Origin of the sequence: Shewanella benthica KT99 (assembly GCF_000172075.1) — a bacterium.
GTDB lineage: Bacteria > Pseudomonadota > Gammaproteobacteria > Enterobacterales > Shewanellaceae > Shewanella > Shewanella benthica_A.
The window spans coordinates 141,628-167,569 of sequence record NZ_ABIC01000003.1; the positions used below are offsets into that span (position 1 = coordinate 141,628).

General features: G+C 45.8%; 18 protein-coding genes and 3 pseudogenes. 16 read left to right on the forward strand and 5 right to left on the reverse strand.

The annotated features are described in order from the left end of the window. Nucleotide 1: 1 nt before the first annotated feature. From rfbB to KT99_RS02145, 3 genes are all read left to right on the forward strand, one after another. Nucleotides 2-1,075, forward strand: a complete 1,074-nt coding sequence (gene rfbB, locus KT99_RS02135; RefSeq protein ID WP_005496531.1) for a dTDP-glucose 4,6-dehydratase — start codon at nt 2-4, stop codon at nt 1,073-1,075. Beyond that, nucleotides 1,072-1,938, forward strand: coding sequence for a dTDP-4-dehydrorhamnose reductase (gene rfbD, locus KT99_RS02140; RefSeq protein ID WP_005496533.1), 867 nt, complete (start codon nt 1,072-1,074; stop codon nt 1,936-1,938). Before rfbB ends, rfbD begins: the two co-directional genes overlap by 4 nt. Before the next feature lie 82 nt (nt 1,939-2,020). Next, entirely contained in the window at nt 2,021-2,803 is a 783-nt protein-coding gene (locus KT99_RS02145) for a 3-deoxy-D-manno-octulosonic acid kinase (protein WP_005496542.1), read from the forward strand. Here the strand turns inward: KT99_RS02145 and waaA are convergent. Then, a complete protein-coding gene (waaA, locus tag KT99_RS02150) occupies nt 2,800-4,065 on the reverse strand; it encodes a lipid IV(A) 3-deoxy-D-manno-octulosonic acid transferase (RefSeq protein WP_005496544.1) in 1,266 nt (421 codons plus the stop codon). The genes KT99_RS02145 and waaA overlap by 4 nt on opposite strands. Before the next feature lie 211 nt (nt 4,066-4,276). Here waaA and KT99_RS02155 point away from each other — a divergent pair, with 211 nt between their 5' ends. From KT99_RS02155 to polA, 6 genes are all read left to right on the forward strand, one after another. After that, the gene (locus KT99_RS02155) at nt 4,277-4,933 is read left to right on the forward strand and encodes a TetR/AcrR family transcriptional regulator (RefSeq protein WP_005496546.1); all 657 of its coding nucleotides are present in this window, start codon (nt 4,277-4,279) and stop codon (nt 4,931-4,933) included. 299 nt (nt 4,934-5,232) lie between these two features. Continuing rightward, a complete protein-coding gene (locus KT99_RS02160; RefSeq protein WP_005496547.1) occupies nt 5,233-6,426 on the forward strand; it encodes a glycine C-acetyltransferase in 1,194 nt (397 codons plus the stop codon). Next, nucleotides 6,427-7,452 (forward strand): L-threonine 3-dehydrogenase, encoded by a 1,026-nt coding sequence (gene tdh / locus KT99_RS02165; protein WP_005496549.1) that lies wholly within the window; start codon nt 6,427-6,429, stop codon nt 7,450-7,452. Between the two features lie 94 nt (nt 7,453-7,546). Beyond that, nucleotides 7,547-7,855 (forward strand): thiosulfate sulfurtransferase GlpE, encoded by a 309-nt coding sequence (gene glpE / locus KT99_RS02170; protein ID WP_005496551.1) that lies wholly within the window; start codon nt 7,547-7,549, stop codon nt 7,853-7,855. 26 nt (nt 7,856-7,881) lie between these two features. Further along, nucleotides 7,882-8,721 (forward strand): rhomboid family intramembrane serine protease GlpG, encoded by an 840-nt coding sequence (gene glpG / locus KT99_RS02175; protein WP_005496552.1) that lies wholly within the window; start codon nt 7,882-7,884, stop codon nt 8,719-8,721. Nucleotides 8,722-9,272: 551 nt separating this feature from the next. Beyond that, nucleotides 9,273-12,026: a DNA polymerase I gene (gene polA / locus KT99_RS02180; RefSeq protein ID WP_005496554.1), complete on the forward strand. Its 2,754-nt coding sequence runs from the start codon at nt 9,273-9,275 to the stop codon at nt 12,024-12,026. A gap of 609 nt (nt 12,027-12,635) precedes the next feature. Here polA and yihA read toward each other — a convergent pair. Continuing rightward, nucleotides 12,636-13,325, reverse strand: coding sequence for a ribosome biogenesis GTP-binding protein YihA/YsxC (gene yihA, locus KT99_RS02185; protein WP_040571485.1), 690 nt, complete (start codon nt 13,323-13,325; stop codon nt 12,636-12,638). A gap of 168 nt (nt 13,326-13,493) precedes the next feature. On the opposite strand from yihA, the gene KT99_RS02190 reads away from it, so the two are divergent. From KT99_RS02190 to KT99_RS02220, 7 genes and pseudogenes are all read left to right on the forward strand, one after another. Continuing rightward, a complete protein-coding gene (locus KT99_RS02190; protein WP_005496558.1) occupies nt 13,494-14,114 on the forward strand; it encodes a c-type cytochrome in 621 nt (206 codons plus the stop codon). Between the two features lie 736 nt (nt 14,115-14,850). Then, nucleotides 14,851-15,528 (forward strand): class I SAM-dependent methyltransferase, encoded by a 678-nt coding sequence (locus tag KT99_RS02195; RefSeq protein WP_040571507.1) that lies wholly within the window; start codon nt 14,851-14,853, stop codon nt 15,526-15,528. Nucleotides 15,529-15,576: 48 nt separating this feature from the next. Continuing rightward, the gene (yihI, locus tag KT99_RS02200) at nt 15,577-16,122 is read left to right on the forward strand and encodes a Der GTPase-activating protein YihI (protein ID WP_005496561.1); all 546 of its coding nucleotides are present in this window, start codon (nt 15,577-15,579) and stop codon (nt 16,120-16,122) included. 77 nt (nt 16,123-16,199) lie between these two features. Continuing rightward, nucleotides 16,200-16,667 (forward strand): DUF2489 domain-containing protein, encoded by a 468-nt coding sequence (locus KT99_RS02205; RefSeq protein ID WP_005496563.1) that lies wholly within the window; start codon nt 16,200-16,202, stop codon nt 16,665-16,667. 495 nt (nt 16,668-17,162) lie between these two features. Beyond that, a complete protein-coding gene (gene hemN / locus KT99_RS02210) occupies nt 17,163-18,539 on the forward strand; it encodes an oxygen-independent coproporphyrinogen III oxidase (RefSeq protein WP_005496564.1) in 1,377 nt (458 codons plus the stop codon). A gap of 157 nt (nt 18,540-18,696) precedes the next feature. Beyond that, nucleotides 18,697-20,237 (forward strand): annotated as a pseudogene (locus KT99_RS02215) (DUF885 domain-containing protein); the annotation flags it as partial. Between the two features lie 119 nt (nt 20,238-20,356). Beyond that, nucleotides 20,357-21,352 carry an alpha/beta fold hydrolase gene (locus tag KT99_RS02220; protein WP_005496575.1) on the forward strand — a complete coding sequence of 332 codons (996 nt, stop codon included), beginning with the start codon at nt 20,357-20,359 and terminating at the stop codon, nt 21,350-21,352. Here KT99_RS02220 and KT99_RS02225 read toward each other — a convergent pair. The 3 genes and pseudogenes from KT99_RS02225 to KT99_RS02245 form a co-directional block, all read right to left on the reverse strand. Next, a complete protein-coding gene (locus KT99_RS02225) occupies nt 21,349-23,682 on the reverse strand; it encodes a putative bifunctional diguanylate cyclase/phosphodiesterase (RefSeq protein WP_232504227.1) in 2,334 nt (777 codons plus the stop codon). The two genes, KT99_RS02220 and KT99_RS02225, sit on opposite strands and share 4 nt — an antisense overlap. Nucleotides 23,683-24,771: 1,089 nt before the next feature. Continuing rightward, nucleotides 24,772-25,479: pseudogene (locus KT99_RS20360) on the reverse strand (ISAs1 family transposase); the annotation flags it as partial. A gap of 9 nt (nt 25,480-25,488) precedes the next feature. Further along, nucleotides 25,489-25,942, reverse strand: a pseudogene (locus tag KT99_RS02245) (IS1595-like element ISSbe2 family transposase); the annotation flags it as partial.

Sequence of the window (25,942 nt, forward strand, 5' to 3'; positions counted from 1 at the left end):
CATGGATACTCATAGCAACAAAACCATTTTAGTCACCGGCGGCGCAGGCTTTATCGGTTCGGCGTTAATACGCTTGCTGATAAACGAGACGTCACACACGGTCATCAACTTAGACAAGCTGACCTATGCCGGCAACCTTAAATCGCTGACCAGTATCAGTGCCAATCGGCGCTACCATTTTATCCATGGGGATATCTGTAATAGCGAGCTTATCCAGCGGTTATTGAGCCAATACAATCCGGATATCGTCATGCACCTGGCGGCCGAAAGCCATGTGGATCGATCCATCGACGGCTCGGCTGAATTCATCCAGACCAATATTGTCGGCACTTACTGCCTCCTCGAAGCCTGCCGCAATTATTTTGCTCGATTAGATACCGAAAAACAGGCGACATTTAGATTTCATCATGTCTCAACCGATGAAGTCTTCGGTGAGTTAGGCGACACAGGGCTATTTACCGAAAACAGCCCTTACCAACCAAGCTCGCCCTACTCGGCAAGCAAGGCGGCTGCAGATCATCTTGTGCGGGCCTGGAGTCGCACCTATAAACTGCCGGTCGTGCTAAGTAACTGCTCGAATAACTATGGCCCCTATCAATACCCTGAAAAACTCATCCCCCTAGTACTGCACAAGGCTTTAGCTGGCGAGTCCTTGCCCATATATGGAGATGGACAACAGATCAGAGACTGGCTCCATGTGGAAGATCATGTGCGGGCACTCTACCTTGTGGCCTTGAGGGGCAAGCTAGGTGAAACCTACAACATAGGTGGCGGTAACGAGAAGACTAATCTGGCGGTGGTGACTGAGATCTGTGAACGGTTAAACACATGCATCTTAGATAAGCCCCCAGGTATTGATGATTTCAAACAACTGATCACTTTTGTGGCTGACAGGCCGGGTCATGATCGACGCTATGCCATAGATGCCAGTAAAATAGAGCAAGAGCTGAGCTGGCAGCCGCTGCAGAATTTTGAATCTGGCTTAGCCAGCACCTTAAACTGGTATATCAATAACCCAGAATGGTACCAAGGGCTTATGAGTTCAGCAGCCAAACTCGATGGCCAGACTCGATGACGTCGGTATCACGGGCCCTCATCATAGGTAAACATGGTCAACTGGCTCAGGCCTTAATCGCCAGTAAGCCAAACAAGATTATTGCCACGGCCATGGGCCGAGACGATGTCGATATCGGCTCATTAGAGTCAATCATGGCCGCGATTGAACTAACCCGCGCCGAGCTCATCATCAATACCGCCGCCTATACCCAAGTCGACTTGGCAGAATCTCAGCAAGACCAAGCATTTTCAGTCAATCGAGATGGTGCTGGCAATATCGCATTGGCGGCGAAAATGACCCAGACTCGCCTGATCCACCTTTCAACCGATTACGTATTTAACGGCCAGCAAAGCAAGGCCTATTGCATCGACGATAAGCCAAGTGCGATCAATGTATATGGCGCCTCTAAGCTCGCCGGTGAGCAAGCAGTCATAGCGGCCGAATATGAGGAAGCCTGCATAGTACGCAGCTCCTGGCTCTACTCTCCATTTGGCACTAATTTCGTCAAGACCATGCTCAGGCTAATGACACTGCAGCCTAAATTATCGGTTATTGATGACCAGACATCCTGTCCAACGTCGGCATTTGAACTAGGCCAGTTTATCTGGAGTCTAAGCCAACAAGCAAAGTTAGCCCCTATCTATCACTGGAGCGATACAGGTACCGCGAGTTGGTATCAATTCGCCCTGGCCATTCAAGATATAGCACTGAATTTAGGTAAACTCGATACTCGCATCCCGATTGAGCCTATCTCATCCAGTCAGTTCTCCAGTGCGGCATCACGTCCCAAATTTAGCTTGCTCGATATAACGGCCTCACGGCAGATAATGACGGCAAAACCTTGGCAAGAAAATCTTACGGCGGTGCTGCAACAGCTATAATTTTTTCGAATCATATAACTTGATGTAGAATGAGCCCAGCCCTAAGGCTTCACTTTATTTTTAATCACTTAAGTCAGACTCTATGCCAGCTAACGTGCAAACAGATCAACCCAAGATGACCATGCAGATAAAACAGACCAGCCGAGGCGCTATCGCATATTGCGTCGCCGCGGCACAAGCGATCACCACGGAATGGTTCGATGTTGGTTTTTGGCAGCAACAGGCGGCAGTCACTGGCTCATCTAAGGGGCGCTATACCACCTGGTTTGTAAAGCCTGCTCCGGAAGCATCTCAGAGCGAAGCACAAGTAGATAGCGACAGTGAATGGGTGTTACGCCATTACTATCGCGGCGGCCTGATAGAGAAGCTAAGCAAGGACAAATATCTGTTCACCGGATTACACCAGACGCGAGCGATGGCAGAGCTAACTCTGCTGACTCAACTGTTTAATGAAGGCTTTGCCGTGCCTAAGCCTATTGCCGCCAATGTTGTGCGCAGCGGTTTGCACTACCGCGCCGATATCATTATCGAGCGGGTTGCGGGCGCACAAGATCTGGTGGCTAAGCTAAGCACAGAAATAATGACGGACCAGCAGTGGCGACAACTGGGGACTTGCATAGCTAAGTTCCACCAGCGCGGCGTCTATCATGCCGATCTCAATGCCAAAAACATCCTCATCACAGATGATGAGTTTTATCTTATCGACTTCGACAGGGGAGAGTTCCGAACGCCGAATGCTAAGTGGCAAGCTGCAAACCTTGAGCGCTTATTACGCTCGTTCAATAAGGAGAAGGGAAAACTCCCGGCTTTGGCATTCACCACTTCCAACTGGCAAGAGTTATTAAAAGGTTACTCGAAACCTTAAGAGTCGATCAACTGTCTCGCCAGCTCAAACTGCAGCTTCAGCGCGCCTCTGTTAGCGGCGATAACCTTAAGCCCAGCCTCGCTGGCAGCGTCATAGGCAGACTCGTCATTGAACTTATTGATCAAACCATCGGCTAGTTCACTATCCGCAGCAATCACCTGCAAAGCCCCGGCGTCTTCGAGCAAGCCGGTTATCTCGGCGAAATCCCAATGCTGTGGGCCGACGAATACCGGTAATCCAAATGCAGCAGGCTCCAATGGGTTATGGCCACCGTTATCGATTAGGGTGCCACCGACAAAAGCCTGATCCGCGGCGCCATAGAAGGTGAGTAGTTCCCCCATGGTATCGCCTAATAACACTTGAGTCTTTGGCTGTACCGACTCATTTAAACTGCGACGAGCTAAGTTAAATCCAGCATCGGCAATCTTACCTGCGGCGGCATTAAACTGCTCTGGATGACGGGGAACCATGATAAGCAAGGCATCGGGATTATCCGCTAAAACCTGACGGTGCGCATTCAAGATGGCATCAAACTCCCCAGGGTGTACACTGCCGGCCACCCAGATAGGGCTATTGCCCCTCTGCCACTCCAGGCGCAATGCCTTTGCTTGCGCTATTTTATCTGCCGATATATTGAGATCGAACTTTAGGCTGCCACAGACGCTGATATTTTCAGGCTTGACGCCTAAATCGATAAAACGTGCCGCCGCCTGCTTAGATTGAGCCGCGATCCGATCTAGGCTCTGTAACATGGGCAAGCTCAGACTGGCTTGTTTTCGATACTTCCCCGCCGATTCTTCGGATAAGCGGGCGTTCGCCAGCATCAACTTCACTCCAGACTTCGATGCCTGATGGAGCAAATTAGGCCAGAGCTCTGTCTCCATTATGATGCAAGATTTAGGCGCAAGCTGCTTGAGGAAACGCCTGACACAGATGGAGATATCGAAGGGTAAGTAACAGTGCTGCACACTCTCACCAAAGGCTTTTACCACTTCGGCAGAGCCGGTAGGGCTAGTGGTGGTCACTGTAATGGTCAGCAGGGGAAATGCTTGCTGAATCGCTTTAATCAAGGGCACCGCCGCTAATGTCTCCCCCATGGACACGCAATGAATTAACAGATCGCTTTGCTTAAGTGATGTCAGGCCAAACCTCTCCCCCCAACGGCCACGATAGTCAGCGCCCTTCACCCCACGAATGGCTAGATATATAACCAATAACGGCAGTAACAGGTAAAGTAAGGCAGAGTAGAAAAAACGATTCATAGGATCAGGTACTTAAAATATTTGGCAGTTGAATGTGTCATGCTATCACAGCACTAAACCCAGCGATAATCTCACCTAATATCCTTTACATCAGACGCACTAGTTACAACCAATATTACAGTAGCTGACAAATGAGTTTTGCCTGATGAATTCCGTCAGTGCTAGTATGTTTGTCAACTAAGTTATTAAGTAAAATGCCATTAGGACGAAAATGAAAACCCGCGATAAAATTATACATGCCAGCCTGGAGCTGTTTAACGAGCATGGTGAAAGGACTATCACCACCAATCATATCGCCGCACACTTAGGCATTAGCCCGGGTAATCTCTATTACCATTTTCGTAATAAAGAGGACATTATTCGCTCTATCTTCTCCCTTTACAAGAGTCACCTTGAGACCAGCTTTCAGCCCTATGAAGGCAAACCCGTCACTATCGACCTCTTGATCGGCTACTTCGATGCCATCTTCTATGCCATGTGGGAGTTTAGGTTTATGTATGCCAACCTCACCGATATATTGAGTCGTGATGATGAACTTAAGCGGCAATATTTACAGGTGCAGCAACAAGTACTCACCCGTTGCAGCCATGTACTGAGTAAACTCGAGCAAGATGGTGTGATCGCTATCGAGCAAAATGAGATCCCCCCACTGGCAGAAACAATCAGAATGATTGTTTGCTTCTGGATCAGCTATAAGCAGACCCACTCCCCGGATACCAAGATCACTAAATCATCCATCTATGAAGGACTGCTGAGGATCTTGATGCTGTCTAAGGCCTATTCGACGCCAAGTTCGCGCGCGACATTTGTCAGACTCGAGCAGCATTATCAAGCGTTAGCCACGGCCCCGGCCGAAAAACAAGCCTAATCGCAATTGGGGTAATATACATATTGCCGACTAGATGTCGGCGATACCCTCCTCGATATGTTAATGATAATAAAGTCATTAACACGTTTAAACCCCTTCTACAATCAAGACTTATATTGATACACCCCACCGAATCAGTCCATTTGTTATGCATTAGTTTTATTAATGTGACAGTTTCACTGAGCCTAAACTAATTCATCTTGCCATCACAGGTAAAAAAAGGCTGTAGGGCGAGCGGATTTAAGGTTAAAATGCCGCCACTCCAATACTCAAAATAATGCTAATTAAGGAGAATTCAGGTGGCAACGACCTCATTCTACGACCAGATCAATCAACAACTTGCTGAAGTGAAAGCCGAAGGCTTATATAAGAGCGAGCGCATAATCGTCTCTCCTCAGCAGACCGAAATTCGAGTTAATAACACCGAAGTAATCAACTTTTGTGCAAATAACTACTTGGGTTTAGCGAATCATCCTGAACTCATCAAGGCGGCGCAAGACGGCTTAAATAAACATGGTTTCGGTATGGCTTCGGTTAGATTTATCTGCGGCACCCAAGACATACACAAGCAACTTGAGGCTAGCCTCAGCGAATTCCTCGGTATGGAAGACACGATTCTTTATTCATCTTGTTTCGATGCCAACGCGGGTCTGTTTGAAACCTTGCTTAGCAAGGAAGACGCCATTGTCTCTGACGCCCTGAACCATGCATCTATTATCGATGGTGTTCGTCTTTGTAAGGCGAAACGTTTCCGTTACGCCAACAACGACATGGCCGCCCTCGAAGAGCAGCTTAAGGCAGCCAAAGAAGCTGGCGCACGTAACATTTTGATCGCTACCGATGGCGTGTTCTCTATGGACGGTGTTATCGCTAACCTCAAAGGTGTGTGTGATCTTGCCGACCAATATGGCGCACTCGTCATGGTCGACGACTCTCACGCAGTAGGCTTTATCGGTCAAAATGGCCGAGGTACTCACGAATATTGTCAAGTGATGGATCGGGTCGACATCATCACTGGCACTTTAGGTAAGGCATTAGGTGGAGCCTCGGGTGGATTCACCGCGGCCAAGAAAGAGGTCGTTGACTGGCTACGTCAGCGTTCACGCCCTTACCTATTCTCTAACTCCTTAGCACCTTCGATTGTCACGGCCTCTATCCATGTGCTCGAGATGCTAAAAACAGGACAGGCACTGCGTGAAGCCGTGTGGGAAAACAGCCGCTACTTCCGTGAAAAAATGACCGCAGCAGGCTTTACCTTAGGTGGCGCCGATCACGCAATCATTCCCGTGATGATTGGCGATGCAAAATTGGCAGGTGACTTCGCTAATCGTCTACTCGAAGAGCACATCTATGTGGTTGGTTTCTCTTTCCCTGTCGTGCCGAAGGGACAGGCGCGTATCCGCACGCAGATGTCTGCCGCTCATACTAAAGAGCAGCTGGATAAAGCTATCGAGTCATTTACTCGCATCGCCAAAGAGATGGGCATTATTTAAATGAAAGCATTAAGCAAATTAAAGCCTGAACAAGGCATCTGGATGGTCGATGCACCTAAGCCAGAGCTAGGGCATAACGATCTATTGATCAAGATCCGCAAGACAGCCATCTGCGGTACCGACATACACATCTATAACTGGGATACCTGGTCGCAAAATACCATTCCGGTACCTATGGTTGTCGGCCATGAATATGTGGGTGAAGTTGTCGAAATAGGCCAGGAAGTTCGTGGTTTTACCCTTGGCGACCGCGTCTCAGGTGAAGGACATATCACCTGTGGCCATTGCCGTAACTGCCGTGCGGGCCGAACTCACCTATGCCGTAACACCTCAGGTGTCGGCGTAAATCGAGACGGTGCATTCGCGGAATATCTGGTTATTCCGGCGTTTAATGCATTTAAAATTCCCGATGATATTTCAGACGATCTTGCCGCTATCTTCGATCCCTTCGGCAATGCCGTGCATACCGCCCTATCATTTGACTTGGTCGGTGAAGATGTATTGATCACCGGCGCCGGTCCTATCGGTATCATGGCTGCCGCAGTATGTCGCCATGTTGGTGCGCGCCATGTGGTGATCACCGACGTCAACGAATACAGACTCGAACTGGCCAAGAAGATGGGCGCGACTCGTACGGTCAATGTGACTAAAGAGAAATTGGAAGATGTCATGGCTGAGCTTGGCATGACAGAAGGCTTCGATGTCGGCTTGGAGATGTCAGGAGTACCGAGTGCATTCCACTCTATGTTAGATACCATGAATCACGGCGGCAAAATCGCCATGCTAGGTATTCCTGGCGATGATATGGCCATCGACTGGAGCAAGATTATCTTTAAGGGATTGATCATTAAAGGTATCTATGGCCGTGAAATGTTCGAAACCTGGTACAAGATGGCCAGCCTGATCCAATCGGGTCTGGATATCTCACCTATCATTACCCATCACTACAAGATCGATGACTTCCAGCAAGGCTTCGACGCCATGCGTTCGGGTCAATCTGGCAAAGTAATCCTCAGCTGGGATTAATTAGTATAATAGTGAATGCTATATAAGGGGCTGTACTATTACGGCTCCTTATCGCACAATTAATCTATACCCTCAATTTTTGCTGTAAGGTTCTATGTCTAACTTCCAACATTTTAGCGTCAATCAATTAATTCAGCTCTCAGAGAGTCACTCAGATATTCAGATCGTAGATATTCGCGACGCAGCCAGCTTTGCCTCGGGTCATGTGCAAGGTGCCATCAATCTTAATAACGAAAACCTCGCGAGTTTCGTAGCAGAAGCCGATATGGATCAACCTCTTATTGTTGTCTGTTATCATGGCATCAGCAGCCAGGGCGCAGCAGAATATTTAGTCGAGCAGGGATTCGATGATGTCTATAGCCTAGATGGTGGCTATCAAGCTTGGCACCAAGCTCACGCATAAACAGATAAGTTCCTTAAGGATACTCTATGGTTGAAATAGGTAGGCTCCCCAACGAGCGAGCCGCTCAAGCGCTGATCGATTACCTTAAAGGCGAGAAGATTGAGTGTAAAATCTTGCCTACAGAACAGGGCGTCAGTATCTGTGTACTCAACGAGAATCATAGTACTCGTGCCAGACAGGAATTTGAACGTTTTACCCACAATCCTCACGATCCTAAGTATCTGCAGGCTTCCTGGGATAATGGTGATAGCAAGCTTAAACTCGACTACGGCTCCCCCTATCTGCAACTGGTCACACAATTTATTACCGGTGCAGGCCCGTTGACCTTAGGCATCATCTTCATCTGCATCTTAGTATTCGCCGGGTTTAATCTGGGCTTTGCCGAGCCGATATACCAACATCTGTCATTTTTTAATGCCGTGCCTGGATCTGGCCTGAGTGAGTTTTGGCGACTGTTCACCCCAAGTCTACTGCACTTCTCCGCCCTGCATATTATCTTCAACTTGCTCTGGTGGTGGTACCTGGGAGGCAAGATAGAGAATAAATTAGGCCTAATTCCGCTACTCACCTTGCTGATCGTTGCGGGAACCTTACCTAACATAGCCCAGTACTTCGTCGGTGGACCAAACTTCGGTGGTCTTTCCGGTGTCGTCTATGCCGTAGTCGGTTACACCTGGATCATGGGCACTAAGCGCCCCGAATTAGGCATTGGCCTGCCGCCGGCCTACATGGGCTTCATGCTAGTCTGGTTAGTGTTTGGTTTTACCGATATGTTCGGACTCTCTATCGCCAATGGTGCCCACATAGGCGGATTACTCGTCGGACTCGCACAAGGTCTGATTGATAGTAAAAGAATTAAGAGATAGCAGATCCTAGGTTCTAGTCCCTAGGTTCTAGAACCTTCGTTAAACCATCTCAACCACTTGCTTCACTAACTTATCGATGCCATCGAATACACCGGAGCCACTCAATAAGACCGCTATTTTTTTTCATTAAAACTAATCCCCATATATCTTTTTATTTTAACAATATGACTACAAAGCCCTTGATCCGATTATTTTTCGTGCTAGGTTAGTGCATCGACTTTACCAAGCGCTGAATATTTAGCCAAGAATCGAGTCAAGAAAGGCAGGGGGATAATTAAGTCCACAAATCAGGATGATTTTCAAGGAACTAATGCCCAGTTCACGCTTTTTTTAGTTTAACTTTATAATCAATCAGTTACAACTATAGCACTTCGACTATACCAGCCAGTTTCGCAACGAATGAAAAGTTTAACTCACAGACTTATCCACAGGCTACGGGTTATTTGACGTGGCTGAAAATCCCCTTCTGTGGCATGCTAGCGTCACTATCAAAAATGCACTCAAAATCAGAGTCATTCACCGCTCTCGAAACCTAAATCGAAACCTAAATTATGCCTAAAATTGCCGAAAATCCGTTAGTGCTAGTAGATGGCTCCTCCTACCTTTATCGTGCCTATTATTCACCACCACATCTTACCAATTCTAAGGGTGAAGCCACCGGCGCTGTTTATGGCGTAATTAACATGTTACGCAGCCTTCTAAAACAGTATAAACCGACTCAGATGGCGGTAATTTTCGATGCGAAAGGTAAAACGTTCCGTAACGACATGTATGCAGATTACAAGGCCCAAAGGCCACCTATGCCAGATGATCTTCGCACTCAGATAGAGCCTCTGCATAGAATTATACGTGCTATGGGACTGCCTCTAGTATGTATTTCCGGAGTCGAGGCCGACGATGTTATCGGCACTATCTCAACCCAAGCAAGTAAAGAGGGTAGATCCGTGCTTATCAGCACTGGCGATAAGGATATGGCCCAGCTCGTCGATGACAATGTCACGCTGATCAACACCATGACTAATACCATCATGGGGCCGGACGAAGTCACCGAAAAATTTGGTGTCGGACCCGAACTCATTATCGACCTATTAGCCCTACAGGGAGACAAGGCCGATAATATTCCCGGGCTTCCAGGTGTCGGCGAGAAAACCGCCGTAGCCATGTTAACCGGAGCCGGCGGCATAGATAAGATCCTTGCCGCTCCGGAGAAGATGCCGGAGCTTGGCTTCAGAGGCTCTAAGACCATGCCTGCCAAGCTTGCCGAGCACAGGGATATACTCGAGTTATCCTATGCGCTGGCGACAATTAAGTTAGATGTTGAACTCGAACAAGACTGGCAAGATCTCACTATCGAGCCAGCAAACAGGGATGAATTGATTAAATGTTTCGCTGAAATGGAGTTCAAACGTTGGTTGGCCGAAGTGCTTGATAATAAGACAGGCTCGGGTAAAGACGAAAAAACAACCGATGAAGAGGTGATTAAACAAGATATTAAAACCGAATACACCACTATCTACACCCATGAGGAATTAGATCTCTGGATCGATAAGCTAACCAATGCAGACCTTATCGCCATAGATACAGAGACCACCAGTCTCAATTATATGGAAGCCAAGCTAGTCGGTATCTCCTTCGCAATAGAAGCGGGTAAGGCCGCCTACCTTCCATTAGGCCACGACTATCTCGATGCACCAAAGCAACTGGATCAAGCTGAAGCCTTAGCAAAACTCAAGCCTTTGTTGGAAAATCCCGAACTTAAAAAAGTAGGCCAAAACCTTAAATACGACATCAGTATTTTTGCCAATGTGGGCATTAAGCTACAAGGTATAGCCTTCGATACTATGCTCGAGTCTTATGTGTTCAACTCGGTCGCAACTAAGCACAACATGGATGATCTGGCACTTAAATATCTAGGTCACAAGAATATCAGCTTCGAAGAGATCGCGGGCAAAGGTGTCAAACAGCTCACTTTCAATCAGATCGATCTGGAAATTGCGGCTCCATACGCTGCAGAAGACGCCGACATTACCCTTAGATTGCACCAGCACTTATGGCCAAGATTAGAAAAAGAGCCGCAACTGGCTGCAGTATTTACCGATATTGAACTACCCCTCATTCAAATACTGTCAGATATTGAGCGTGGCGGCGTGTTAATCGATGGCATGATGTTAGGCCAGCAGAGTGAAGAGCTCGCCAGGACCATAGATGAATTAGAGCAAAAAGCCTTCGAGATCGCCGGTGAGAAATTCAACTTAAGTTCACCTAAGCAGCTTCAGGCACTATTTTTTGAAAAATTGGGCTATCCCATTATCAAGAAAACGCCCAAGGGTGCACCTTCGACTGCCGAAGACGTATTAGTCGAGTTAGCCTTAGATTACCCGCTACCTAAGATAATACTGCAACACAGAAGCTTAGCTAAGCTGAAGAGTACCTATACGGACAAGTTGCCCCTCATGGTCAATGCTCAGAGTGGCCGGATACACACGAGTTACCATCAGGCCAACGCGGCAACCGGACGCCTGTCTTCCAGTGAGCCTAACCTGCAAAACATCCCTATTCGTACCGAAGAGGGCCGCAGAATACGTCAGGCCTTCATTGCGCGAGAAGGTAAGAAGGTACTCGCAGCAGATTACTCACAAATCGAATTGCGTATCATGGCTCATCTGTCCCAAGATAAGGGGCTACTCACCGCCTTCGCCGCAGGAAAGGATATTCATCGGGCAACCGCAGCCGAAGTATTCGATGTGGACTTCGATGAAGTCACCACGGAGCAACGCCGTCGCGCCAAAGCGGTAAACTTTGGACTCATTTATGGCATGTCGGCATTTGGACTCGCTAAGCAGTTAGATATTTCTCGCCCTGAGGCACAAAAGTATATCGACACCTACTTTAAACGTTACCCGGGTGTACTCAAATATATGGAAGAGACTCGTGCCGAAGCCGCAGATCTTGGTTACGTCTCGACGCTCTACGGTCGCCGACTTTATCTACCCGCTATTAAAGATAGAAATGCCATGAGACGTCAGGCAGCAGAGCGCGCGGCGATTAACGCGCCAATGCAAGGCACGGCTGCCGATATCATCAAGAAGGCCATGATCAACATAGCCCATTGGATTGCTACCGAGACACGGGGTGAGATCGAGATGATCATGCAGGTACACGATGAACTCGTGTTCGAGGTCGACAGCGATAAGGCTGAGGAGATGCGAGAAAAAGTTTGTCAGCTGATGGCCGATGCGGTCAGCCTGGATGTCGAGCTGCTTGCTGAAGCTGGAATAGGTGACAATTGGGAACAGGCGCACTAGCCAAATACTCTAAATGTTGAAAAAAGATCAATAAATGATTATTTATCACCCCTAATACGCTAAGTGATTCAATTACAATCACTAAAATGATAGTTTTGGATCAAAAAACAACATTTTATCTACGGAAATGTTAGATCTGAGTCACAATATTGACTCCTTTTATAAAAAACTGTTTTCCTAATAACGCCCAATGGAGTATTATTCTCTGCGTAGGGTACAGAGGTTAAGATGTTCTATCTTTCAAACCTTTTTAGTTCATTTTTTAAATGAGCAGCCAAATTATGGCGCCTCAGTAATTTATTTGCTGAGGCTTTTTTTCGCCAAAAATAAATTTTAGAGTATTTACTTTAAATGTGATTTGATTCGCGCTATGCTGTCGTTATTAAGAGTCATTGAGTCTATCTTAGTGGCGCTTGAGTCTTGTTGAATTTAGCTTCTCCCCAAAAGAGCTAATTGCGCCGATGGTTATTCCGTCGGCTATTTTTTTGCCTGTAACTCCTCAATTATCGACTTAATTCTAAACAAGCTAAAAAGTGATAGTCAAAAAAAATGCCTACCATGAAAAATGGCAGGCGCTGTTTTACTAGCTTTCGACTTTAAAGGTAAGGCTTAACCCTTAGTAGCAGAACTGTCGTCCTCTGCTTCCGCCGCCTCAGCTTCGGCTAATGCGTCAACCAACCATTGAGGATGGCACCAGGTATTTAAGATGTCTAAAACCTTGGCCTTACCTATGCCTTTAAGCGATGAGAAAGGCTCTACCTTGACCCGATCATCAAAATCACCCAGATGCTTTCTGACTTCATTAACCATCTTCATGCGCTCACTCTGCTTCATCTTATCGGCTTTGGTTAACAGAGCTAGTACAGGAATGTCACTCTCGACGGCCCATTCAATCATCTGCATATCGAGATCTTTCAATGGGTGCCTGATATCCATCAAGACCACCATGCCACCTAAACACTGACGTTCCTGTAGATACTCTCCCAGAGATTTCTGCCACTTATTCTTAAGGGCTAGAGGCACTTGAGCGAAACCATAACCAGGAAGATCGACCAATCTACGATGCTCATCCAGTTCGAATACATTGATTAATTGGGTTCTTCCCGGTGTCTTACTGGTTCGTGCCAGACTCTTTTGATCTGTGAGAAGATTCAGAGCGCTAGACTTCCCCGCGTTCGAACGCCCTGCAAAGGCTATTTCGATTCCAGCATCTCCAGGCAAATACTCATTTAGGTGTGCGATGTCGGGGGCACTGATTAAAAACTTAGCTTTACGAAAATCAATACGAGATTCAGTCACTACTGACTCCAAAAATATTAGGTTTTGCATTATAAATATCGAAGAGTTGCTTACATTTTCACAATTTCGTGTAAAATATTACCCCGATCACATAAGTAGCATTTTATCACGCTTGCGGGCTCAGCTAGTAAGCTCAGGACAAAAAATTTAACAATAAGTTGGAACGCCATGAAAAAGTTAGCTCTTGCGCTATCAGTCTTAGCCTGTATCTCATTGCCTGCAATGGCTGAAGGCAATGCTGAAGCGGGAAAAACTAAAGCCATTGTTTGTTCTGCCTGTCACGGTGTTGATGGTAACAGCATGATAGACATGTACCCAAAACTTGCTGGACAGCAAGCCACCTACCTGATTAAGCAACTGCACGATTTCCGTAGTGCGGCTAAAACAGGTGGGAAAGAGGGTCGTAACGATCCGATTATGGGGGGGATGGCTCTTATGCTCAGCGATCAAGATATCGAAGATGTCGCAGCATATTACTCTTCACAGACAAAAATTGTAGTAGAAGTAAAAGATATTCCGGCTCTAGGTGAGCAGCTATACAAGGGTGGCGACATGACTCGCGGGATTACCGCTTGTATTGCTTGTCACGGCCCTGAAGGTGCGGGGGTTGAGCTAGCAGGATTCCCGGCTATCGGTGGTCAACATGCCAATTACCTAAAAATACAGCTTAACAAGTTTAGCGATACAAACCGTAACAACGACTTAAATGGCATGATGCAAGATATCGCAAAGAAGCTTACCAGCGATGATATCGAGGCATTATCTAGCTATATATCAAGTCTTAAGTAACTTTAGGCATATTAAAAAAGGTGGTGCTCCCACCTTTTTTTAATACCCACAGATTGACCTTTACGTAAACTGCCCGCAAAAATGTACTTGACAGAGATCACAGATTTAGGTTTAATTAAGCCCGTACCGAGATGAACCCATCTGTTTGTATAAAATATTAAATAATAACTTACAGTTTTCGGTATTAGTGACATTTAAGATATAAGAATAAATAGATTCAATAACAATAATATAATTAAGACCACTCACTAAAATATGAGTCGTGATTTCGATTGAAATCTAGGTCAGAATAATTTTTTGTAAGGAACTTGGTTAGGAAGGCCATTTAGCTATAATAGCACTCCCTTGCAGGTTTAGAGAAAGTTGTTCCGCCGATACCTAGTATCAGTTTTAGAACACTAGCCCTAAGCAACAGTAAACCTTAACATGGATGGTTAACTTAGGCGTCAAAGATGACGATAGGATTGTGATGTGTCATGAAGACCATCTACGGAAGCTGTAGTCAGGAAGACTCAGGACTATTAAGAAAGCGTCTGGAAGACCGAAAACTAAAAAATATGCATGGAAAGCAGACTAAAAAAAGATGGAAATTGACCGGGAAAGTCGCATAGCAAGTACGGATACTTGGAATAAGAATTGGTGTCTCTGACACTTTTTGAAGGCGACAGTCGTACTGTCGCCTTTTTTTATGGCAAAATATTACTATTCTTATCATGGTGAGCAGATCCATACCTATATGCTTAGATGCCCTCTTTGTCACAACGAAAACACCTCACTATTTAATCAAGATAGGAAACGCAGTATCTATACCTGTCACCATTGTCAGCTGGTATTTTCTGATGCTAACTCTCATCTCCCGCCCCAGGTAGAGAAAAAGCGATACCAAAGGAGCGCCAGCAAATACCAAAAGCCCCTGAAGCAGTTTTTGCTCAGCTTGATACAGCAGATCGTACAAGAAACCGATCAAGCATTAATCGGGCTTAACTTTGGCCGTTTAGCCGACTCTCAGACACTCGACACAATACGAGCGCAGGGACATGACTTATGTCAGTATGACCCTTACTTTGCCCCCGATCATAGGCTGCTGAAACAAGAATATGACTTTATCTGCTGTTATCGGGTATTCGAGCATTTCCGCTTCCCATCCAAGGAGTGGTCACTGCTGTGTAAACTGTTGAAACCCGGCGCCTGGCTGGCAATAAACACTAAGTTACTCACCGAAATCCACGCTTTCGAAAGGTGGCATCATAAGAACAACCTGACACATGTCAGCTTTTATCAGCCAGAGACCTTCGAGTTTCTAGCCGAGCAGGCAGGTTTTAGGCTATTATTCGCAGCAAATGATCTCATTTTGGTGCAAAAACCATCAGGATCTGCTATAAAACGCGACCCAAGTTCGCTTATTGATCTGTAATCAGCGCATTTACATCTAAATTTGTATTACCAGTTATTGAGAAAAGCCATGTCACACTCTAAGAAATCCCGTAAAGCCAATGAAAATGCGCCTAAGTTAGCTCCAAGAACCAAGAAGAGTGATCGTGCTCTTGCAGGCAAGAAGAACAAATCAGGAAACAAGGCAGGAAGCCGTCACAATTCAAATATTGTCGGTGGCAAAGATGGTTCGGCTGCCAGCAAGAAAGATCCACGACATGGTAGCAAGAAGGCAATAAAACTTGATCTTCCAAGCCAAGTCAAAGTGATCGCCCCTAAGAAAGAGCAAGGTCCAAAACTGACCGATGAGCAGAAACTATTTAAGCTCGAAGAAGATCCAAGACTAAATCAACTACTCGATATGCTCGAAGAAGGTAAAGATCTAAGCCAAGACGAGCAGAAATGGATCAATAAGACGTTTAATCAGATTGAAGCACTCATGGAGCGCTTAGGGATCACCGAGGAAGACGACCTTGGTCAGGTTATTGAGTCAGCAGCTGCGGTTAGCGACGACGACTTGTTAGACAGGTTTGAATCCGGTGCAGATCTGCTAAAAGACTATCAGAATAAAGATTAACGCTTAGTGCTCTATTAAAACGGCATCTTATCGGTGCCTTTTTTTAGTATTCGCTATCTATACCGACGGGACAGAGCATGACAACAGCGCTTATAGTCATAGGTTTTTTGTTAATTACCGCCCTTGCGGGCTACGCCACAGCTTTGTTGCTTAAGCTGCGTAAGCAAAGCATCCACAAGAAGAAGCATCAACAAGAATTTAAAGACATAAACCAGGCACGCCTGGACGAGCATTTGAACAGCATCCGCTACATTGCCACCGCGATGTTAGAAGATCGCTGTGAGCTTTCAGAAGGCGTAATGAGAATAGCCAAATTATTCAATATTTTATCTATGTCGGAACAGGTAGAAGCTCAATATCCAGCTATTTTCAAACATTTTTCGGTGATCCAAGCTCACCCCATCATGACTCAACGAAAAAAGCTGCAGAAGCAACAACGCATGAAACTGGATTTTGCCCGCATGCGCTCCGAAGCCGGACTCGAAGCCGATATTCTCGAAGAAGCGAAACAACTTAGCAGTTTTACACCAAGCCCACTGCATTAACTCGGTTAAGCTCTGCTACTCAGCAGGTTCTATATAAGCCTAAATAGCCCTATCCCGTGAGTCTGTGCACAAAATCTCCATAAGAGCACAGACAAACGTACTCTTTTCGTAGATATTTCCTTCGAATTGCTTATTCAGCTTCAATTTATACAACATGGATCAAGGTTATTTAACCAATAACCTTGCATACTTCACATCTTGCTAATACCAGTCCCACTAATACTGTGATCTTTCAGCGGAAGTTCAAAGCGCTGTAGGCAAGGCGGATGCTTGAAGCTAATAGTTATTCTATATCGAAAGCATCTAACGCAGAATAAAGGGCCTTGAAACCCGCACTATGTGAGCCTCTCAGGCATTCCACTTCGGCGTTGCATTGACTTAAAAGGGAATAACCATTTCCTCATCAATGCGCCTTGAATTGAAAAGCCTGAATGGCTCTGAATTAATCACCTATTTAGCGGGATTGGTATAGACTATTACTCTGGAGGACACGCCTTGAAGCAGCCCACCCAAATTAGTTGGGATCAGTCAATGATCGAAAAATACAATTACAGCGGTCCCCGTTATACCTCTTACCCGACGGCGCTTGAGTTCGATGACTCATTCACCGAAGAAAAACTGCTGACTTCGATTAAGAACAGCAAGAGTGATAAGCTTTCTCTTTATATCCATATTCCATTCTGCGCCAAGCTTTGTTACTACTGTGGTTGTAACAAGGTCATCACTCGTCATCAGCATAAAGCCGACCAATATCTTGAGTATCTGGCAACTGAAATTGTCAAACGCTCACCGCTATTTAAGGACTACCTCGTCACCCAGATCCATTGGGGCGGTGGAACGCCGACCTTCCTGCGCTCGGATCAGATCCTCAAGCTATCAGAGCTAATCAAGGCCAACTTCAACGTAGCCGAAGTCGGCGAATACTCGATTGAAGTCGATCCCCGTGAAATCGAGCTCACCATGTTAGATACGCTTAAAGAGGCGGGATTTAACCGCATCTCTATCGGCGTTCAGGACTTCAACAAGAAAGTACAGATTGCCGTCAACCGCGAGCAAGACGAGCAGTTCATCTTCGATCTTATGGCTAAGGCCAAAGAGCTGGGCTTCGTCTCAACCAACATAGATCTGATCTATGGTCTGCCTCACCAGACACCGAAAACCTTTGCAGAAACCATGCAGCGAGTCTTGGATCTGGATCCGGATCGTCTTTCTGTATTTAACTATGCGCACCTACCTTCTCGTTTCGCGGCTCAACGTAAGATAAAAGATGAAGATCTAGCTTCACCACAGCAGAAACTAGAGATGTTGCACCAGACAATCGAAACCTTAACCGATGCTGGTTATCAGTACATAGGCATGGATCACTTCGCCAAGCCCGATGATGAGCTATCTATCTTGCAAAATGAAGGCAGACTCCACAGAAACTTCCAAGGCTACACCACCCAAGAAGAATGTGACCTATTAGGCCTGGGCGTCTCTTCGATCAGCCAGATTGGCGACTGTTATGCCCAGAACCAGAAAGATATCCGTCCTTACTTCGAGTCTATCGATGCTAATGGTCATGCGTTGTGGAAAGGTTGTGGCCTAAACCGTGACGATGAAATCCGCCGCGTGGTCATTAAACAGCTTATCTGCCACTTCGTATTAGATATGGCTCAAATCGATGACAAGCTAGAGATTAAGTTCGAAGACTACTTCGCAGAAGATCTCAAGCTACTACAAACATTTATCGATGATAAGCTAGTCGACATCACCGACAGGAAAATAACCATCAGCCCCACAGGCCGACTGTTAATCCGTAATATCTGTATCTGTTTCGATGTCTATTACCGAGAGAAGGCTCGTCAGCAGCAATTCTCAAGGGTGATTTAATAGCGGGCTCAATATATCTAACCAAGAGAAGGCTCGTCAGCAGCAATTCTCAAGGTCTCGAGATAGCTAAATGAAAGCCGACATCTAGTCGGCTTTTTTGTCTCTCTATTTTGTAAAATTTTTTATATACCATTTTATTCACTAACTAGTCTGAGGCATAATCGAGGCTGACTGGCTGATTCAACTCGATAGTGACCCATCACTGGCTTTCTCCGAGGGTGATGCCAGTGCAGCCAGTAAATTATCCGATCTATCTCCGGCTAACTTAGCCTCACTCAATCATCAAAAGCAAGCGCTGCTCACCATACTCAAAGCATTAGACAGAGATACCCTCTCGAAAGAGGACAAAATTAATGCCCAGATCCTTCAGGGACAACTGCAAAACAGTGTCGACCTGTATCGATACAAGGATCACTATCTGCCCATCACCGCCGAGAGCGGTTTTCATGCTTATATCGCCTCCATTGCTAAGGCAAGATTCGCAACGGAGCAAGATTACCAACACTATATAGCCAAATTATCAAACCTCCCCAGCTACTTCAGGCCTTTCACTCACTATCCGAAGCATTTTACTCAGGCTCAGAAAGATGACCTAACGGCCAGAGGCAAACAAATCATAGAACACAAGGTACTGCCGCTTTATCAGCAGTTTTATGACTTCATGACCAAGGAGTGCATTCCAGGTTCCCGTACATATATCGCCAGTGCCAGCCTCCCCGATGGCGCCGCCTTCTATGAAAACCGAGTCCGTTATTACACCACTCTCGATATGACATCCGATGAAGTTCATCAACTTGGCCTTAAAGAAGTAAAACGTATCCGCGCAGAGATGCAGACCATCATCGACGATCTCGGTTTCGAGGGCAGTTTCGCCGACTTCTTACATTTTTTGCGTACCGATCCTCAGTTTTACCCTAAAACGGCCGAAGAACTATTGAAAGAAGCTGCATTCATCGCCAAGAAAGCCGATGCCATGCTACCTAAATACTTCGGCAAACTACCAAGAACCCCATACGGCATTCAAGCCGTTCCGGCCGAGATAGCGCCTAAGTACACCACCGGACGTTACTCAGGTTCCAGCAGAGACGATGAACCGGGTTACTACTGGGTCAACACCTATGCCTTAGATAAACGGCCTCTATATGAACTGGAAGCCCTGACCTTGCACGAAGCCGTACCCGGTCATCATCTACAGATCTCCCTCAATAAAGAGCTCACCAATCTGCCGAACTTCCGCCGTTATAGCTATATTTCGGCCTTCGGTGAGGGCTGGGGTCTTTATTCAGAGTATCTGGGCTTAGAAGCAGGCTTCTATCAAGACCCCTACAGCAACTTTGGCCGCCTGACCTATGAGATGTGGCGTGCGGCTCGCCTAGTCGTCGACACAGGCATGCACGCTAAGGGCTGGATCGACAGCAAGCGCTGGACTTTATGGCCGATAACACGGCTCTGTCCATGCACAATGTCACCACAGAGATAGAACGTTATATCCCATGGCCGGGCCAAGCCTTGTCATACAAGATTGGCGAACTCACCATCAAGCGTCTGCGAGTTCAGGCTGAAGAGGAGCTAGGTGAAAAGTTTGATATCAGAGCCTTCCATGATGCCATCTTAGCCAATGGCTCTGTGCCCATGTCAGTGCTAGAGCAACAGATCATAGACTTTATCTACTCTGAAAAAAGCGCAGAAAAAAGTTAATCAAGCTACAGAGTAACGGGTATTCCGTCAATGGGAGCTTCAGCTTCAAGACGTGACTCGCGGCGGCTTTTTACTCTGTGCTACACTGGCAAACAGCATACATAAGCACAGTAGATATCATGTCGATAGCCGTCGAATCACAAATAAATGATCAAGTTAACGTTCAAACTAAACCACTCTCCTCTGAGCTGATGCTCAACACCCATGAGCAGGTCGCATTCTGGGATAAGGTGACAGAGTCTGATATAAACACTGATGACAATATCTCTCTCGCCTACATGTACATTGAACATCCTGGCAGTGCACGAGCCATAGTGATCAGCAGTGGTCGCATCGAGTCTTACCTTAAATATAAAGAGCTTATCTTCGACCTCTACCATCAGGGTTACAGTGTTTTCGCGCTGGATCATCGCGGCCAGGGGTTATCCACTCGCACCACAAGCAATCCTCATCACGGCCATATCGATAAATTCAGTACTTATGTCGATGACTTCGCTTTTTTTATCGACACTGTGGTTGCCCCTAAGCAGTATCAAGAGCTTTTCCTAGTGGGCCACTCTATGGGGGGAACCATCGGCACTCTCTATATGGACAAGCATCCTGACACCTTCACCGCGGCCGTCTTCTCTGCACCTATGTACGGCATCAAACTGCCAGTCAGCAGCCGTTTCATCCGCTGGTTAGCGAATAAACTGGACACGAAAAATGGCGCTGAGCCTAACTATGTATTGGGCGGTAAGGACTATCACGACGATGAGTTCGCCAACAATGATCTGACTAAGAGCCAGGCACGTTATGAAGATTATCGTAAGCTTTATCAGCAACGTCCGGAGCTGCAACTTGGCTCGCCCACCAACCACTGGCTAGTCGAATCTATCGACGCCGGTGCAAAAACGATAAAAGCAGCCAAAGCAACTAAGACACCTATGTTGATCCTTCAGGCCGATGAGGACATGGTTGTCGATAATTTCGCCCAGTATCATGCTGTAGGAGGTTTGTGCGAACTGATCAATATTCCCGATGCCCGTCATGAGATATTTATGGAGATGGATGAAAGCCGCAACTTTGCCATAGATAAACTGCTTAAGTTCTTAGCCTCACACCACTGCCACTAAGCCATAGCGTGCCCATTAACAGCAACCGACTCTATATAATTAACGATGTCAGCTTGCTTTAATGGCCGAGAGAAGAGGTAGCCTTGAAATGAATCACATCCATGCTGCAGTAAAAACTCATATTGCGTTTGGGTCTCTACTCCCTCAGCAACGACGTTTAAATTCAGGCCATGAGCCATGTCGATGATCGCCTTGACGATGGCATTTGATGACTCGTTTACATCTATCTTACTGACGAAAGACGCATCAAGTTTCAGCCTAGACAAAGGAAGACTCTGCAAATAACTTAATGAACTGTATCCGGTGCCAAAATCATCTATCGCGATGGATATTCCAGCCTGCCTCAGCTTATCCATCGCCTGCTTAACGACGTCTAAATTAGTCAATAGGGCATACTCAGTCAGTTCTAATTCGATAGCATTAGGCTTAATACCAAGCCTGTGTAGAACCTTTAACAGATCTTCAGCAAACTCTCCTTGGTTAAACTGTCTGGCGCTGACATTAATAGCAACCGCATCTAAGAGCACACCTGTCTCCTGAAGAGTATTGATGAATGCACAGGCCTCTAGCAGTACCCACTCGCCCAACTCTTCAATTAAACCACTACCCTCGGCAAGAGGAATAAAGGTCGATGGTGGAATATTGCCCATCTGAGGGTGATTCCACCTGAGAAGAGCTTCTACGCAAACGACCAGCCCCCTGCAATCGACTATCGGTTGGTAAACCAAAGAAAGTTGCTTCTCCGCTATAGCACCGCGTAACTCACTCTGTATAAACAGACTATGTTGGGCAACCTCCTCCATCTCGGCACTATAAAGCAAGTACCCATCTCTTCCTCGCTCCTTTACCTGGTGCATGGCCACATCTGCTTGTTTGAGTAATAACTCAGGCTCGATTTCAATCTGACTATCGATGAAGCAAGCTCCGACACTGGCAGAGACACTGAAGGTCTGATTATTAATATGAAAACTACGACCGATAATCTGACGCACTTGGCTGGCCAACGCATGAATTCGACGCTTAGCAGAGTTTTTATCCTGAGGGAGATTCTTAGCCAAGACGACAAATTCATCGGCAGCTAATCTAACTATCAATGAATTAGTAGCAAAAAAGCTGGAGAGACGCGCTGCAACCTGGATCAGTAACCTGTCACCATAGTGATGCCCCAGGGCATCATTGATCATCTTGAAATTATCTAAATCGATAAGAAACAGACCCGCTGACACCTCTTGTTTACTCTCCTTAAGAGAATATAGTGCATCCAGTAAGCTGCTACGATTTGGTAAATCTGTTAACAAATCATGCTTTGCCTGGTGAAGAATGACCTGTTTATTTATCACGTCACTGGTTACATCGGTATGCGTGCCGATCATTCGAGTGGCCTTGCCTTTCTCATCCCACTCAACAATCATGCCTCTATCTAAAACCCAGATATAATGGCCCAGCTTATGTCTGAGTCGATGAACATTCTCAAATTCATCCACCTCGTTGTTTAGATATTGGTTTAGGCTAAATAATGCATCCTTCTTATCTTGCGGATGTAATAAAGCTTCCCAAGTCGACAATTCATTGGCTAATTCATCTTCAGAGTAACCTAACATCTCCTTCCAGCGATCAGAGAGGAACACCTCATCGGTGGCAAAATTCCAATCCCATATGCCATTTCTAGACACTTCAATGGCAAATAACCACCTTTGCTGGCTATCCTCCAATTGCTTTTCACTGCGTTTAAGCTTGTCCGAAAAATTGATAAAGTGATTTCTAATCGCCTCTAATTCACTAAATGCCACAGTAACAGGAGAAGCTTGCCACTTAGGCAAAGAGCCATTAACATCATTCACCTTGTTAGCTTGCAGGGCCATAAGCCTCAAGGGACGTATCAGATATAAATGAAGGAAAAACAGGAAGAGTACTAAACCAAGAAGACTGACAGCCCATGAACGAATAGCACTCTGAAAACTTGCTTCTTTAACTTCTGAAAGCAAAGGAGAAACATCGTATTCCAGATAGATAATATTACCCAGGTCTTTAGTCAGAGTCGTGATGTTATCGATAGGGTAATATGCCTGAATAGACAGACGAGCAGGATTAAACAGAACAGTCGGTGTATCAGCTTGAGTGGTTTTACTGTGGACACTTGGCTCATAGCCATCGATGACATATTGAGCATGACTCCCACGCCACACCAGATGATTAGCAAACCGGATCTCGCCATCCTGATATAAAACAGTGAAAACAACCACATCAAGATCTGTGGCGGCCAAGGAGATCTCTTGCTCTATACGCCCAGTGTCCTGAATAGCCAATGCCGACTCGACAATATACTTCATTCGAATCAGATGCTGCTCAATTCTAGTTTGGCTTTGAGATAGAGCTTTCGCCTGACTTTCACTACGCTCATAAAAAAAATCTGCAGACATTAAACAGAGATATAGAATAAACGCGAATATGGGCACAACAAAAACCAAAGAGGGTCGATTGATTTTTAACAAATCTAACAGCACCTAAAACTAAAGTAAAAACAGATACGAACAAACGCTCTACTAAGAAGCGGTAAATTTTAACAAGCTAAGCTATAGCAAGATACACTATTTATCGATTGAAATGTTGCAGATGCAGTTAAACAATCAACTAATATCCTGTAATAACTCCCTTTTATAGGCCTAGTACATTGTCAGCCAATGTTTGTATAGAAGATCTACAAAGATATAGGACATAAAAAGGTAGAGCTGGATGCTAGGGACGAGGATAAAATCTCAACCTTGTACATGAGGGCCGAAAGCAGTGCTTTTTGAATGCGCAGCATGAGTAGTTTGGAACAAAAAACGCAGGCGCCTGCCAATGGCCCGGCTTCGGATATGCCGCCAAGGATGGCGGTAAGTAGAATAACGCAGGAGCAGTTATCGAAGCCCTTCGCGTTGACTCACAAGGATGTGAGGAATGTAGAAAATGTCTGGAACGTTTTTCTACCAACCCTGCATCAAACTACGTTTGATAAGCACAAGGTCTTCACCCTACTCGATCCACGAAGTGAACACATGGGGGTGAAAAAACCAGTGCTTTGAATGCGCAGCATTCAACTGTTTTGTAGCGAGAAGCAACGTAGTTGCTGAACTGGGGAGCAAGCCACATGGATGTGGTGAATGTCAGAAATGCATGGATGCAATTTCTGACCAAGCTCATCGGGGGTAGGCATTCATGCCTTTCTAAGTGGATAAGTCACCTGATATCTGTACTGATAAGCTCGAGCTAAACAGCCAAAACTTTATTAAATCCCAGACGCAAACCCTTTCCTACGCCATCCTTGGCGTTCAAGGATAAGTACTTCCTGTACAAAAAAGCCACCTTATTCAGGTGGCTTTTTCACTATAATACCATTCTAAGTAAAAATATGATCTAATTGTGATCATCATACACGGCTAGCGCATTTTAATCCCTGACTCTAACAGGGTTGAGCGATACTCGTCGTCCAACCCTGCCATCTTCTTTTTAGCCACTATACTCGCGCGTTTTGTCTGGTCTTGCTTGAACAAGGTCATTGCTATTTTTCTCATCACATTAAAAGCAAGCGGACCTCGGCCTTTACGGACCCGTGATTCATCTTCTCTGAATGTCATCTCTAACACCCAATGCATACTTTCTACTTGCCAGTGATTTCGCACAGAAGATAACGCCTGCTCTGCATTTAAATCTAATGAGCTAATGTACCAACGTGTTTCAGTGGTTTCTTTACCTGTCGTTTTTTCATGTACGTCTGATGTCACTTTGATAATGCTTTTTAAGCCAACCCACTGATATTTATTATTTAACCAACTTTTATTAACCAGCACTTGCTGACAACGTCTTGTTTTAATTCACCCGTGACCGCTGTCTATGGTCGTATGTTCATCAAAATTATCGGCTGTAAAACCTTCACGCTGGCACTTGTGCCACCAAGCTTCTAATTCACCCTGTAGACCAGAATGATGACCTTTAAGCGCTAGAATATAATCAGCCTTTTGCTTAACGATTAGCTTTGCTATCTCTTTTTGACATCCCATAGCATCGAGCGTGATGATGCTGTTTTCTATATCTAGCATCGCCAGCAGCTCAGGAATGGCAGTAATTTCATTGGTTTTCATGCTTATGTACCTCACTCAGTACGAATGTACAGGCGCATGAATTATTGCCAGATTTAACCGCCTATTAGGGATTTCTTTTTCCATTTTTCTTCGGTTAAACCGATAACAGAACTCACTAAGGTATTCTTGAGGGTATTTTCCCGAAACTCCATGAAATGTGCCGAGTAAAAAGGCTTTTAAGTTACCTATTGCAATATGAACCCAAGGCAACCATTCATCGACCAACTCACTCGGTGTAACCCTAGCTTCATGCTGTTGAGTGTTATCTATGATATTCAAAGCGGCTAGTCCGTCAGTATGAACTTCTTGCTGTGCATTTAAGTGCCTAGCAACAAAATCGTTAACGGCTTCATGACAAACACTGTCGACGGCCTGCATAGCGATAAATCCCGCGCGTTTCCCTTTGCTTTCAACAGCAATTAACACAGGTGTTTTCCCTGCGGCTCCACGTCCGCGTTTACCTTCTCTC

Coding starts and splice junctions, on each gene's coding strand:
- yihI (WP_005496561.1), top strand. CDS start 15,577: ATGTCACACTCTAAGAAATCCCGTAAAGCCAATGAAAATGCGCCTAAG.
- rfbD (WP_005496533.1), top strand. CDS start 1,072: ATGACGTCGGTATCACGGGCCCTCATCATAGGTAAACATGGTCAACTG.
- waaA (WP_005496544.1), bottom strand. CDS start 4,065: ATGAATCGTTTTTTCTACTCTGCCTTACTTTACCTGTTACTGCCGTTA.
- polA (WP_005496554.1), top strand. CDS start 9,273: ATGCCTAAAATTGCCGAAAATCCGTTAGTGCTAGTAGATGGCTCCTCC.
- KT99_RS02155 (WP_005496546.1), top strand. CDS start 4,277: ATGAAAACCCGCGATAAAATTATACATGCCAGCCTGGAGCTGTTTAAC.
- glpE (WP_005496551.1), top strand. CDS start 7,547: ATGTCTAACTTCCAACATTTTAGCGTCAATCAATTAATTCAGCTCTCA.
- KT99_RS02225 (WP_232504227.1), bottom strand. CDS start 23,682: ATGAAGTATATTGTCGAGTCGGCATTGGCTATTCAGGACACTGGGCGT.
- KT99_RS02220 (WP_005496575.1), top strand. CDS start 20,357: ATGTCGATAGCCGTCGAATCACAAATAAATGATCAAGTTAACGTTCAA.
- tdh (WP_005496549.1), top strand. CDS start 6,427: ATGAAAGCATTAAGCAAATTAAAGCCTGAACAAGGCATCTGGATGGTC.
- KT99_RS02205 (WP_005496563.1), top strand. CDS start 16,200: ATGACAACAGCGCTTATAGTCATAGGTTTTTTGTTAATTACCGCCCTT.
- KT99_RS02190 (WP_005496558.1), top strand. CDS start 13,494: ATGAAAAAGTTAGCTCTTGCGCTATCAGTCTTAGCCTGTATCTCATTG.
- KT99_RS02195 (WP_040571507.1), top strand. CDS start 14,851: ATGCTTAGATGCCCTCTTTGTCACAACGAAAACACCTCACTATTTAAT.
- rfbB (WP_005496531.1), top strand. CDS start 2: ATGGATACTCATAGCAACAAAACCATTTTAGTCACCGGCGGCGCAGGC.
- glpG (WP_005496552.1), top strand. CDS start 7,882: ATGGTTGAAATAGGTAGGCTCCCCAACGAGCGAGCCGCTCAAGCGCTG.
- KT99_RS02145 (WP_005496542.1), top strand. CDS start 2,021: ATGCCAGCTAACGTGCAAACAGATCAACCCAAGATGACCATGCAGATA.